At 70.6% G+C, this 12,426-nt stretch carries 13 protein-coding genes and 1 pseudogene; 5 read left to right on the top strand and 9 right to left on the bottom strand.

The annotated features are described in order from the left end of the window. Positions 1-211 precede the first annotated feature (211 nt). A complete protein-coding gene (locus TBIS_RS13495; RefSeq protein WP_013132954.1) occupies positions 212-718 on the top strand; it encodes a hypothetical protein in 507 nt (168 codons plus the stop codon). Between the two features lie 645 nt (positions 719-1,363). Here the strand turns inward: TBIS_RS13495 and TBIS_RS13490 are convergent. The 3 genes from TBIS_RS13490 to TBIS_RS13480 form a co-directional block, all read right to left on the bottom strand. Further along, positions 1,364-2,050: a hypothetical protein gene (locus tag TBIS_RS13490; protein ID WP_013132953.1), complete on the bottom strand. Its 687-nt coding sequence runs from the start codon at positions 2,048-2,050 to the stop codon at positions 1,364-1,366. Positions 2,051-2,261: 211 nt separating this feature from the next. Continuing rightward, on the bottom strand, positions 2,262-2,897 hold the full coding sequence (locus tag TBIS_RS13485; RefSeq protein WP_013132952.1) for an FMN-binding negative transcriptional regulator: 636 nt from the start codon (positions 2,895-2,897) through the stop codon (positions 2,262-2,264). 139 nt (positions 2,898-3,036) lie between these two features. Continuing rightward, positions 3,037-4,395, bottom strand: coding sequence for a helix-turn-helix domain-containing protein (locus TBIS_RS13480; RefSeq protein WP_013132951.1), 1,359 nt, complete (start codon positions 4,393-4,395; stop codon positions 3,037-3,039). A 178-nt stretch (positions 4,396-4,573) separates the two neighbouring features. Here TBIS_RS13480 and TBIS_RS13475 point away from each other — a divergent pair, with 178 nt between their 5' ends. Then, positions 4,574-4,798 (top strand): hypothetical protein, encoded by a 225-nt coding sequence (locus tag TBIS_RS13475; protein ID WP_013132950.1) that lies wholly within the window; start codon positions 4,574-4,576, stop codon positions 4,796-4,798. A gap of 209 nt (positions 4,799-5,007) precedes the next feature. Here the strand turns inward: TBIS_RS13475 and TBIS_RS13470 are convergent, their stop codons facing one another. The 3 genes from TBIS_RS13470 to TBIS_RS13460 are packed head-to-tail and all read right to left on the bottom strand — an operon-like array spanning position 5,008 to position 8,210. Next, on the bottom strand, positions 5,008-5,889 hold the full coding sequence (locus TBIS_RS13470; RefSeq protein WP_013132949.1) for a carbohydrate ABC transporter permease: 882 nt from the start codon (positions 5,887-5,889) through the stop codon (positions 5,008-5,010). 1 nt (position 5,890) lies between these two features. Next, the gene (locus TBIS_RS13465; protein WP_013132948.1) at positions 5,891-6,943 is read right to left on the bottom strand and encodes a carbohydrate ABC transporter permease; all 1,053 of its coding nucleotides are present in this window, start codon (positions 6,941-6,943) and stop codon (positions 5,891-5,893) included. A gap of 22 nt (positions 6,944-6,965) precedes the next feature. Continuing rightward, positions 6,966-8,210: a sugar ABC transporter substrate-binding protein gene (locus TBIS_RS13460; protein WP_013132947.1), complete on the bottom strand. Its 1,245-nt coding sequence runs from the start codon at positions 8,208-8,210 to the stop codon at positions 6,966-6,968. An 829-nt stretch (positions 8,211-9,039) separates the two neighbouring features. Between TBIS_RS13460 and TBIS_RS13455 the strand changes: the two genes are divergently transcribed. From TBIS_RS13455 to TBIS_RS13445, 3 genes are all read left to right on the top strand, one after another. Beyond that, complete coding sequence (locus TBIS_RS13455; RefSeq protein WP_086014807.1) at positions 9,040-9,258, top strand: hypothetical protein; 219 nt, start codon at positions 9,040-9,042, stop codon at positions 9,256-9,258. Between the two features lie 298 nt (positions 9,259-9,556). After that, complete coding sequence (locus TBIS_RS13450) at positions 9,557-10,210, top strand: CBS domain-containing protein (RefSeq protein ID WP_013132944.1); 654 nt, start codon at positions 9,557-9,559, stop codon at positions 10,208-10,210. A 40-nt stretch (positions 10,211-10,250) separates the two neighbouring features. Beyond that, positions 10,251-10,724: a CBS domain-containing protein gene (locus tag TBIS_RS13445; protein ID WP_013132943.1), complete on the top strand. Its 474-nt coding sequence runs from the start codon at positions 10,251-10,253 to the stop codon at positions 10,722-10,724. Between the two features lie 148 nt (positions 10,725-10,872). On the opposite strand, the gene TBIS_RS13440 is transcribed toward TBIS_RS13445, so the two are convergent. From TBIS_RS13440 to TBIS_RS20110, 3 genes and pseudogenes are all read right to left on the bottom strand, one after another. Then, the gene (locus tag TBIS_RS13440; RefSeq protein ID WP_041431587.1) at positions 10,873-11,874 is read right to left on the bottom strand and encodes a zinc-dependent alcohol dehydrogenase family protein; all 1,002 of its coding nucleotides are present in this window, start codon (positions 11,872-11,874) and stop codon (positions 10,873-10,875) included. Then, entirely contained in the window at positions 11,874-12,029 is a 156-nt protein-coding gene (locus TBIS_RS20115) for a hypothetical protein (protein ID WP_280938080.1), read from the bottom strand. Before TBIS_RS20115 ends, TBIS_RS13440 begins: the two co-directional genes overlap by 1 nt. Before the next feature lie 125 nt (positions 12,030-12,154). After that, a pseudogene (locus TBIS_RS20110) lies at positions 12,155-12,328 on the bottom strand (pyridoxamine 5'-phosphate oxidase family protein); the annotation flags it as partial. Between the last annotated feature and the right edge of the window lie 98 nt (positions 12,329-12,426).

The raw sequence follows: 12,426 nt of genomic DNA, 5'->3' as shown, positions 1-12,426 counted from the left end.
TGCAGGCTCCCGCGCTCCCCGCGGCGGCCCGCCCGGGCACCCGCGCGACGATGCGGTGAGACCCGATTCCCGGCGATGCAATATTGCGGTTATTGCAGGCAATTTTCGGGTTGTTGCATTCTCCGCGCTCTTTCTGGTTTTCCGCTGGAACACGCGGTTAACGTGGCGGCGAAATCCGATCCATTCCTGCGATGGCGCAAGGAGGTATGCCATGCGTTCTCTGGTCGCCGTTCCCGCCGCCGCGGTGTTGCTCGCCGGAATGTCGGCGGCCACGGTCGTGGCCACGGCCGAGCCGGCGTCGGCCGCCCCGGCCTCGGTCAGCGCCGCCTCGGCCCTGCCGACCTGCCCGGGCGTCCGGGTCATGCGGCACGCGCTCTACACCCGGGAGATGCTCAAGGCCGCGTACATCCACGTCTTCTACGACGCGCGGACGAGGACGGTCTGCGCCTTCCTCAACTCCACCTACGCGACCTGGGGGACCCGCAAGCACATGTTGATCAGGGTGAAGATCTGCTCGTCGCCCAGCAAGCGGCACGGGCAGTGCATCGGGCAGCTCCAGTCCGACTACCGGGCCGGGTGGTACACGGGCCGCACCAGCACCGTGCGCCTTCACGTCCCCCGGGGCTGCATCATGGCGACCGGCCGGATCTACTGGGGCAAGCACTACGGCCTCACCCACACCACGTCCACGTTCTGCGTGGGCGGTGTCCTGACCTGACGAGCGGTTCCGCCCGTGCGCCGGGCACGGGCGGAAGCCTGCGAGACGGGCGGCGTCCCGGAGTCCGCTGGCAGTCTCCCCGGGACGCCGCCCCGCCGGAGCACGTCCCCCTAGCCCCACCCCGAGAAAGCGTCAGAGGCCGGCATGAACCGCACCGGTCAGCGCGGCGCATGGTGGCGCGTTCTGGTCGACGTCCTCGGGGTCGGTTGGCTGATCGCCCTCGTCGGGTCTTCGTACGGAAGCGTCCCCTCAGGGGTTCGGCCCGGTTCGCGATCAGCGCAACGTGCTCAGCCGGGGATGCCCGGCCGGAGGTCCGGCGTGGTCTCGTCGGCCCGTTGCCGGTCGGCCGCCTCGGGGAGGGGATACCGATGTTCCGACGCTCATCGGGACCGGAGAGCGCGCACCCGCCGGCGAGGCCTTGCCCGTACCGGCGGGCTCTCCTGCGGCGGCAATGCTCCCGGGCGCGATCTCTGCGGCGGTCGCCTCAGCGGAACGGTCTCCTCGCGCCGGGATGTTCACGCTCACCGGACAGCAGGCCGGCCTGTTCACCCATGGGAGACCTGCCCGGATCGGCCCACTTCGCTCAACGATCAAGAGCTCGGCGATGGCCAGGCGAAAAGCCCGCGAGCCGTTGAGCTCGTGGGCTCATTCTCGCATGGCCTGGATGATGGACTCCACGGAGTCCATCTTCTCCAAGGGCAGGTCCAGCGATCGCCTCTGAAAGAAGTCACCCCGGTTTTCCGTGATCTCCCCGCCGTAACTGAGATAAAGGGCGGTCTTCATGATCCCGGCCGCCATCAGCTTCTGTCTCAAGGTGAACGCCTTTTGTGCCAGGTCCTTTTTCTCGACGAGTCGATGGATGAAAATGGCCAGGCTGAGTCTGATCTGGCCCTTCTTGGCCGGCTCATGGTAGGTCGGATACTGATTCCTCTTCCACGCGGGCCCGGCCGCGGCGAAGGCGTCTGTCGGGATCCAAGAGAAGGTGATGGCGTAGTCGCCGGATGGGAACGTGTCCTGAATCAGGGGATTCAGCACCGGCTTCGCCTGCTCCAGCCAGAGCAGGGGCAGATAATCATCTCGCAGGCTCTTATCGCGGTACTCGCTGACCGTGATTCTCAAGTGCGGATGCTCTGGGCTGCGGACCGATGCCTCCCATAGCCGGGATTCATGATCCCATTCGCTCTTGATGATGGTGAAGTTCTGATCATACTTCTGGCTCAGATGGCTGAGGGCTCTTCTCTCGAAGTCCTCCCTTTCCGCCTCGCTGATCTGGCAGGAGGCCAACCCGGCGCACAAGATCGATATGACCAAAATGCGGATGATTTCCGTCATCGATTCGGCGATGCGATCGATCGAACTCGAACGTGTCTCAGGGACTCCTGGACGCGCCGCTGCGCCGGCGGGCGAGCCCGCCGATCCTCTCCGGGCGCCGCCGATGCCTCACCGCCATGCGACCCGCACGGTGGACTCGCCGGAACACCGCTGAAGAGGGCGAGCCGGCCACCGCCGGCCGACGTGACCCGTGGCCGACGTGATCCGTGGTTCACCGCCGCGCGGCCTGCGGGGCGTGCTCGCGGACGGCCGCGGCGGCGTCGGTCCGGCCATCGGCCTCGAGACCGGCGATGACCCCGGCGATGTCGCGGGCCGGCCGGTTCTGGCTGAGCTTGAACTTCGCCTCCACCCGTTTGATCACCACCTCGACCCCCACGACGGCCCGGAGCTGGCCGGCGATGTAGCCGGGCGGTGCGTCGTCCACGGACCACGGCTTGGCGCGGCCCGCCTCGTGGTGGTCGGTCAGCCGGCGCACCACGTCCGCCACCCAGGTCTCGTCGTCGTGGATGACGAGGTCCCCGTAGACGTGCGCGGTGACGTAGTTCCACGTGGGCACCACCCGGCCGTGCTCGGCCTTGGTCGCGTACCACGACGGGCTCACGTACGCGTCCGGGCCCCGCACGATCACCAACGCCTCGCCGAGCGCGGGCAGCCGCCAGTGCTCGTTGTTGCGCGCCATGTGCCCGAGCAGGGCCCCCCGCTCACCCACCCCGGGGTCGTAGACGAACGGCAGCGGGGTCGCCATCAGCCCGCGCGGTGTGGCGGTCACCAGGTCGGCCGCGCCGTGGTCGGCCAGCAGCCGCTCAACGGATGCCTCATCCGCCGCGAAGTGCGCTGGAATGTACACATCCCACCCCCTGCTCGCTCGATCACTTCAGTATGCATTCGCCGGTCTGTCCGGCCTTGGGGCGCTTGCCGGGGGTGAGCCATCGGACCTGCCGCGCCGCCACGGCGGCCCGCGGCCAGGCTCAGGGACGGTTGCCCGGTCAGCCCGGCAGGGCTTCCGCCGCCAGGCCGGGGAGCGGGGCTCGCCGGTCGAGCTCGTCGAGCCGCTCCCCGAGCGCCTTCGTGGCGGCGCCGGAGGGCAGGGTGCGGAGCACGCCGCTGACCCGGTCGCGCCCCACCGCGTACCAGCGCTCCTCGAGCGCGTCCACCGCCCGGCCGAGGAGGGCGGCGGCCTGGTCGGGGTCGGTGGGCGCGTGCGCGGCGGCGAGATCGGCGAGGAGCACCGAGCGCTGCTTGCCGCCGTTGGGCCCGAGACCGTCCAGGGCGCGCCGCAGGCGCCGGGCCGCCTCCTGGTGCTGCCCGGCGATGAGCGCGCTGTACCCGGCGAACCCGTCGAGCCGGGCGGTGTCGAAGAAGTCCAGCCAGCCCGGGTCCTCCCCGCGCCCGTCGACGGCCCGGTCGGCGCGGTCGATGTGGCGCATGCACTCCTTGGGGCGGCCGCACCGGGCGGCGATCTCCGACGCGACGCAGTGGAGCCATGCCCTGGTCAGCGGACCGACGCCGTGCCAGGCGTGGGCGAAGGCCGCCTCGAGCAGGCCGAAGGCGGAGGAGTGCTCACCGGCGAACCCCGGTACGAAGGCGGCGTGGGCGAGCACCGCGCTGGCCAGCGGGTGGTCACCGCACTCCTTGGTGGCCGCGAGCGCGATCTTGAACAGCCGGGCGGCGCTTCCCGGATCGTCGAGGTCGAAGAAGGCGGTCCGGCCCGACAGCAGCGCCGACCGGGCGGCGGCGTGGGCCAGCGTCTCCCGTACCGGCCCGGCCGGTGCGGTGCGGAGCAGCCCGAGGCCGAGCCGGGTGTGCGCGACGGAGGCCTGGAAGATCTCGCCGGGCGGTGCGGTCCAGTAGAGCGCCGCCTGCTGGTCCACCACCCGGGCGTACGCCTCGGCGGTGTCCGGGTCGACCTTGCCCCGCGGTTCGGGGGAGCGGTGCCCGGACCCGTCGCCGATCAGGGGGCCGAGCACGCCCACGCCGAGGAGCCCGCGCAGGAACGTGGCGCGGTCCATCCCTTCCACCTGGTCGGCGATCATGTTCAGCAGCCTCCGTATCTCTCGCACCACCTCGCCGACGGGGCGCATCGCGAGCTCGTCGGGGGTGAGCAGCCCGAGCTCGCTCGCGGGCTTCCCGAAGATGGTCACGAGGTGCTTCCGGTACCGCGGGTCGGGCCATCGTTCGCCGGTCTCCCAGCGCCACACGGTGTTCGCGGTGAGCCCGGTGTCGGTCTCACCGCTGCCGCGCATGGACCGCCGGATCCGCTCGCAGAGCTCCTCGTACGACCAGCCGCGCTGCAGGCGCTCCCAGGCGAGCTGCCGGTTCGGCGGGTAGCGGCGCTTGACCGGCATGTGACGCACCCCTAGCGGTCGAGGTCAGGTTGCAGACGAGAGTATGCACAAATCTGTGATCGGACGACTACTGGTTGTAATTGGCCGTGCTCTGGCGGATACTCAACGCGCCGGGAACGCGGTTGGCTTGCACCCACCGAGCTCCCACCGAGTGCAGAGCCGATGGAGAGACTGGCACATGACCGCAGCTGACGACATCGCCCGATTCCGCGCCGACTGGATCATCTGGCGATCGGACCTGGGCCGCTGGTGGGCGACGCGGCGTGGGACGATCGGCCTGGATGCCATCCGGATGGGGTGCGCGATGACGCTCGACGCCGACGACCCCGAGACGCTCGCCGCCGAGCTCGCCGCGCAGGAACGGCTCCTGGCGGCCGCGGCGGAAAAGGGTGGTGCGCACTAGCGGGTCGGCCGTGCGCGGAGCCTCGCGCACGGCCGGGGCCTGCCGCGGGCCGGGGTGCGTGGCCGGGATCCGCCCCGGCCCGGGGCCCGTGGCGGTGCGCCGACCCGGGCCGGGTACGGCATGGGCCGGCCGCCGGCCCGGGTGCACGGCCGCTGCCTGACGCGGCCCCGCCGCCCGGCGGCCGCACGGCCGCCGGGCATGGGTCGTGATCAGCCCTTCTCGGCGCCCTCGTTGGCCCCGCGGATGAAGTACCGCTGGAAGACGATGAAGATGACGGCCACCGGGATCGTGGTGAGCACCGCGGCCGCGAGCTTGAGCGGGTACTGGGTGCCCGCGCCGAGCGAGCCGCTCACCAGGTCGGCCAGGCCCCGGGGGAGCGTGAACAGCTCGGGGCTCTGCACCGCCACCAGCGTGTGCGTCAGCTCGTTCCAGGTGCCCTGGAACGAGAGGATGGTGAGGGTGATGAGGGCGGGCCGCGCCATGGGCAGCGCAACCGACCAGAAGATGCGCCAGATGCCCGCACCGTCGATGCGGGCGGCCTCCTCGACGCTCGCCGGCAGCGACTCGAAGAACTGCTTCATGATGAAGACCCCGGCCGCGTCGACGATCGTCGGGAGGATCAGCGCGGTGTAGCTGTCGTAGATCCCGATCTGGTTGAGCACCAGGAACTTCGGGATGAGCAGCACCACGCCGGGCACCGCCATCACCGCGATGATCCCGGCGAAGATCGCCCCACGCCCGCGGAAGCGGATCCGGGCGAGCGCGTACCCGGCCATGGAGTCGAGCAGGACCCGTCCCACCGTGACGACCAGCGTGACGAACACCGAGTTCGCCAGCCAGAGCGGCATGTCGGTGTGGACGAACGCCCGCTCGTATGCGCCGAGGGAGAACGGGTCCGGGATCGGCGAGAGCGGGTGGGCCGCCGCGTCCGGCTCGGTCTTGAAGGAGTTCGCCACCTGGATCACGAACGGATACAGGTAGACGAGCCCCATGGTGAACAGCAGGAAGTAGCCGACGAAGGTGGAGGCGCGCGACCGGGAGCGGATCACCGGGCCGCTCTGCCCGGCCCTCCTGCGGGATGCCTTCGCCACCTCACGACCTCCTCGTCCGCATGACCCAGCGCTGGAGCACGGTCAGGGCCACGATGATGAAGAACAGCACGAACGAGATCGCCGCGCCCGTGCCGTACTCGAAGCTCCGGAAGGCGGCCCGGTACGACAGGTAGGCCGGGGTGAGCGTGGTCTTGGCCGGGTCTCCCTGGCTCATCACGTAGACCTGGTCGAACACCTGCCAGGTGCCGATCAGGCCGAGCGTGAGCACCAGGAACATCGTCGGCTTGAGCAGCGGCAGGGTGACGTACCGGAACCGCTGCCAGCGCCCCGCGCCGTCGAGCAGGCTCGCCTCCTCCAGGCTCACCGGGATGTCCTGCAGCGCCGCGAGGAACATCAGCATGAACGTGCCGGAGGTCGTCCAGATGACGAGCGCGATGATGGTGCACATCGCCACGCTCGGCCCGGACAGCCACTCCCACCACGTCAGCCCGAACGGCCCGCCGCTGGTGAGCGCCTCCGGCGGGTTCTCGATGTCCACCAGCCCGAGCCAGTCGAGGAACAGGTGGAGCACCCCGCGGGCGTCGCTGAACCACATCGGCCCGGTGATGCCGAGCATCCGCAGCAGGCTGTTCACCGCGCCGGAGCCGGTGAACATGAAGAGGAAGACGACGCTGATCGCCACGGAGCTGGTCACCGACGGGAAGTAGAACGCGGCGCGGAAGAACGTCCTGGCCTTGAGCCTGCTGTTGACGATCATCGCGAGCCCGAGGGCGAGCGCGGTCTGCAGCGGCACCACGATCGCCACGTAGTAGAGGTTGTTGCGGATGCTCGTCATGAAGTCCTGACGGGTCAGGCCTTCCTCGGCGAACAACCTCCGGTAGTTGTCGAGCCCGACGAACGGCACGCCGGAGCGGAACGGGCTGCCCTGCCCGTTCCAGTCGGTGAGGCTCACCCACAGCGCCATGAAGATGGGCACCAGCAGGAACAGGCCGAGGATGATCACCACCGGGGCCACGAAGAGCCAGCCGGCGATGTTCTCCCGCACCTTGGCACTGAGCCCACGGCGGGAGGCCGCCATGGCCTCATCGGCCATGGCGGTCCTCCGGGGTACCGGGTCAGCCACCGAGCGCCGCCTGGGTGTTCTTCTGGAGGCGCTCCAGCAGCTGCTTGGGCGACGTGGTGGCGAGCTGCTGCAGGCCGGTGTCGAAGTCGGCGAGGACGCTGTCCATCTTCGGCGCGTTCACCGGGCCGTGCGCGTAGTCGGCGCCGTTGAGGAACGCGGCGTCCTCGGGGAACTCCTTGGTGTAGGCGTCGCGGGCCGACTGGCGCGACGGCATGACGCCGAAGGCGCGGGCGAAGGTCATCTGCTGCTCGGGGCTCGTCATGTGCTCGACGAAGTCGATCGCCTGCTCCTTGTACTTGCTCTTCGCCGAGATGCCCCAGCAGACCGTGAAGGAGAGGGTGCCCTTGCCCGCGGGGCCGGCGGGCAGCTCGTGGACCGAGTACTTCACGTCGGGGAAGTCGGCCTTGAGCGCGCCCTTGATCCAGTTGCCCTCGATGGTCATCGCGGTCTTGCCCTTGCCGAAGGCCTCACCGCCCCAGCCGGCGTCGACCTGCTTCGGGTACTGCAGGAGCTTGTCCTTCAGCAGGCCCTGGACGTACTCGAGCGCCTTGAGGTTCTCCGGGGAGTCGGCCGTGGCCTGCTTGCCGTCCGGGCTGATGATCCAGCCGCCGGCCTGGACCATGAACGCGGCGATCCGGTCGCGGGTGTCGCCCACGACGAGCGGGGTGATGCCCTTCTCCTTGATCTTCTTGCTCACCGCGGTGAGCTCGTCCCAGGTCTTGGGCACGTCGCTCTCCGTGAGCCCGGCCTTGGCCCACAGGTCATCGTTGATCACCAGGGCGAGCGTGGAGAAGTCCTTGGGCGCGCAGTAGAGCTTGCCGTCGTAGGTGAACGTGTCGCGGAGGCTCTGGTAGAAGTCCTCCGCGTTGGAGAGCTTGTCACCGTACGGCTCGAGCGCGCCGACGCTGGCGTAGTCGGCGAACCGCGAGGCCTCCACGTAGAAGACGTCCGGCGGGTTGTCCCCGGCGAAGGCCTGGCCGAGCTGCTGGGCGAGGTCCTGGGCCGGGGTCACGGTCACGGTCGCGCCGCTCTTCTTCGCCCACTCCTCGGCCGCCTGCCGCACCGCGTTGGTCTCCGCGTCGCCGGAGGAGCCGATGAGGACCTGCAGCTGAGCGGGGCCGCTGCTCTGCTGGGTCTGCTCGCTGCCCTGGTCGTCGAATCCCTTACCGCAAGCCGCCAAGGACAGAAGGGCGGCACAGGCGGCGCCGAGTGCCGCGATCCGAGTACGTGAGTTCATCTGCGTTTCCTGATCTCTTCAGACGCTAGGTGATCGCCCCTTGTGGGGGAGGCCGACGGCCCGGACGGCGGCCGCGCTCCCGATGCGTTCGCCTGACGACCCGCTGGTCATGGCCGCCGTGGTGCCGGGCTTTCCGGTGCTGACGGGTAGCGCCACTGAGAGTGATCCGCCGGGGGATCCGGCGTCACCGGATCCGGCCGGTCGGGGATCAGCCGGGCACCGTCGGCCGGATGAACGCGTCCGGCGTCGGCGTGGCGACCGGAGCGGAATGTCGGTCCCCCACCGTGAGCCGCCGGGTAAGCGGTCCATGCCGGCGTCGGGTGCTGCGGGGCACCGTGGCGACGTCTCCGGTCGTTTCGGCCATGGGCGATCCTTCCAGGATGGTTGTGGATCTTTAACAAGAAATCACAACCGACGGCACAAATTCATTGAAAACAGGGTCTCTATGTCAAGACCTTGTGTCGTGGTGTCTGTCACCCTTCTGTCGCAATTTGGTTTCATTCCGTGGTTTCGGTCGGATAAGGGGCCGCGGCCGCCGTGGTGACCCATGCGGATGCCGCCGTTCGGGCCACCGGAGCGTGACGCCGCGCGTACGGTTGAACCGCTGTCCCGGCCCCGCCCGGTGGCCGGCGACCGCCGGCGGAGAGCGCCGCCGTGCGTCGCGATCCTTCGGTTCCAGGAGAGGACCCATGGTCAAGCAGGCTCCCGACTGTGGACACTGTGACGGGACAGGAAAGATCACCTACGAGCGGCCGCGCAGGCAGCAGGACGGAACGGTCATCTTCGTGGACTCGAGAGAGGATTGCCATGTATGCGGCGGGAGCGGGAAATGCAGGTAGCAGAGGGCGCGCACCACTGTGATCTGCCGTGCCGCTGGTGCGGCGGCACCAAGGTGTGGACGCCGGAGAAGCCCCACGTCGACGAGTCGGGGCAGATCGTCTTCGTCCGGGTGACCGAGGAGTGCGCGATGTGCCTGGGCACGGGGGAGTGCATGCACGTCCACCCGGACGAGATCCGGCCGGGATCGTCCGGCCGGTCCGGCGGGTGACGGCGGTCCTCCCCTCCCGGTACGGCGCCGCGGGCCGTGCCGCCCGCGCCGCCGATGGCCTCGGCGTTCGCGACCGGCCGTGACCCCGCCGGTGGACGGCGGCGCGGGCCGATGCGCTCCTTGACCGCGGTGGTGACCTTGCCCGGCGAATCTTGCCGTACTGAATGGCTAGCCGTACTGAATGGCTATTTGTCCGGTTAGGACCTGTTCGTCAGGGCATGGGGCTGTAGGTCACAGAACGCGGTGACGTTGGCCGCTCCCGCCCGGACGGAGGCCGGAAGCGGCGGAAGGGGGCGCCATGGCGATGCAGGTCCGAGAGATCATGAACAGGTTCGTGGTCGCGGTCCGGCCGGACACCCCGCTCCTGGACGTGGTCAACGCCCTGCGCCGCTTTCGCGTCGACGCCGTGCCCGTGGTCGACCACGAGCAGCGGGTGACGGGCATGGTCTGCATCAGCGATCTGCTGCCCAAGCCCGGCACACGGCGGATCAACGGCGGGTTCTTCGAGGTACTCGGGGGCGGCCGGCTCCGGAGGAAGGCGAACGCCCTCACCGTCGAGGCGCTCATGCGGACGCCCGCGGTCACCGTGACCGAGGACTCGACGGTGCAGAACGTGGTCGCGCTGATGGAGGAGAACCACGTCGACCAGCTTCCGGTGGTGCAGCCCGACGGCCGCCTCGTCGGCATCGTCCGGCGGATCGACCTGCTGTCGATCTTCTGCCGGAGGCCGGAGGACATCCGCGAGGAGGTGCTCCGGGTGGCCGAGCGCTACGCGGGCCGGTGCGAGGTCGCCGTCCACGACGGCGTGGTCTCCATCACCGGGACCGTCGAGGACCGCTCCCGGGTCGCCGAGCTGTTGCGCGAGGCCCTGGCGGTGGACGGGGTCGTGGACGTCGCGTGCGATCTGTCCTTCACGGTCGACGCCCCCGGTGAGCGGCCGGCGCTGCTGTGACCAGCCCGTACGCCACCTCGAACACCCCGGGAGGACGACGATGAGCGTCGAGGCCATGACGGCGGATCAGGTGATGAGCCGGCTGGTCGTCACCGTGGAGCCGGACGAGTCGCCCCTGATGGCGTGGGAGCTGATGCGCCGGGCCAGCGTGCACCACCTGCCGGTGGTGGACTCCTCCTGCCGGCTCGTCGGCGTGCTCAGCCGGGAGGATCTGGCCGCCCACTGGTCCGGCGGCCCGGCGGAGCAGTCCCGGATCCCCGTGGCGCGGCTGCTGGGGGAGTGCTCCTGCGCGCAGGTGTCGCCGGACACCCCGATCTCCCAGGTCGCCGCCGCGATGCTCGACTCCGGCACCGTGGCCTGCGTGGTCGGACCGGACGGGATGGTGACCGGGCTGATCACCCCCACGGACCTGGTACGTGCCCTCGCCGGCCGGGCGACGCCCGGGCAGGGATCTGCCGACGTCCGGGGCGGGATGTTCCACCTGGAGCCGGTGCTGCCGCCGCGCACCCCGTGAGCCGCGCCGCCGGCGTGTCCCGGAACGCCGGGGCCGCGAGCCATGACGGCGCGTCCCAGGGGCGCCGGGTACGGTGCTCCGGGCCGTGGCCGCCCCAGCCCGGGGCAGGGCCCGTACCGCCGTGCGCCGCGGTCGCCCTCGGCCGCGGTCACTCCATGAGGAGGACCGCGACACCGTTGACCCGGTCCGCGGCGAGGTCCTGCAGCGCCCGGTCGGCGGCGTCGAACGGGTAGGGCGTCGTGGTGATCCGGGGCGGGTGGGCGGCCACCAGGCGGAGGAACTCCCGGCCGTCGGCGCGGGTGTTCGCGGTGACGCTGCGCAGGGTCCGCTCCTGGAACAGGTGCCTCTGGTAGTTGAGCACGGGGATGTCGGTGAGGTGGATGCCCGCCACGGCGAGCGTGCCGCCCCGGTCGAGCGCCTCGAGCGCGGGGAGCACCAGCTCACCGACGGGGGCGAACAGGATCGCCGCGTCGAGCGGCTCGGGCGGCGTGTCCGCGCTCCCGCCGACGAACACCGCGCCGAGCTCCCTGGCCAGCTCCTGCGCGGCGGGCGATCTCGTCATGACGTACACGGAGGCGCCCTGCGCCATCGCGATCTGCGCGGTGATGTGCGCGGACGCGCCGAAGCCGTAGATGCCGAGCCTGCCCCTCGGCGGCAGGTCGCAGCGGAGCAGCGCCCGGTAGCCGATGATCCCGGCGCACAGCAGCGGGGCGAGCTTCTCGGCCGGGAGGTCCTCGGGGAGCGGATAGACGTAGTCGGCGGGCGCGGTGAGGTACTCCGCGTACCCGCCGTCGGCGTCCCAGCCGGTGTAGGTGGAGGACGGGCAGAGGTTCTCCGCGCCCCGCCGGCAGTACCGGCACTCGCCGCAGGTGGAGCGGAGCCAGGCGACGCCGACCCGGGTGCCGGGCGCCGGGCCCTCCGTTCCCGGGCCGAGGGCGGTCACCCGCCCCACGACCTCGTGGCCGGGCACGGTACGGGGCCGCCGCGGCGGGAGGTCCCCCTCGGCGAGGTGCAGGTCGGTGCGGCAGACCGCGCACACCTCGACCTTGATCAGCAGCTCACCCGGCCCCGGCTCGGGTACGGGCAGCCGGGTGCGTTCCAAAGGGTTCGTCGCGATCGGGCCCGGACGGGCCACCACCCAGGCGTCCATCATGCGTGTACGATCCGCCGTCCGCTGATCTCGATGGGTGTGATGGTGAGGTAGAGCTCCCGCTCGCCACCGGCCCATGACTCCAGCCCGGCGGCCGCCGCGGCGGCGCGCTCGGCCTCCGCGGTGAGGTGGTGCACGCCGCCCCGGATGAGCACGCTCCACCCCTCCTTGGTCGTCTCATCGAGCCGGTCGACCTCGAAGGCGACTTGAACTCGGCTCCCGCCACACCGGTGCGGAGGTTCTCGTCCATCGGGCCGCCGAAGGCGGTGCGGATGAGCACGTTCCCCTGGTCGATGAGGTAGTTCACCGGAAGGATCATCGGGCCGGTCGGGGTGGTGAAGGCGATCCGGCCGACTCCGCCAGGGCTGATGAGCCGCAGGCACTCCTCGCGGTCGAGCTCCGTCAGCCGCGGCCGGCCGGTCCGGCCACCGGCGAGCCCAGCGTCTTCCGTCATCCGCACCTCCCGGTGATCACATGCCCGCGGCGTCCGCCGGCCGTACCCGCGTCGCACGGCGGCGGCGACCACCCCGCCGCTTCCATCCTCTACCGCAT

The sequence above is a fragment of the Thermobispora bispora DSM 43833 genome, assembly GCF_000092645.1.
Classification (GTDB): Bacteria; Actinomycetota; Actinomycetes; order Streptosporangiales; family Streptosporangiaceae; genus Thermobispora; species Thermobispora bispora.
Note: the sequence above shows the minus strand (reverse complement) of the source record. Positions and strands in the feature narration are given on the sequence as shown.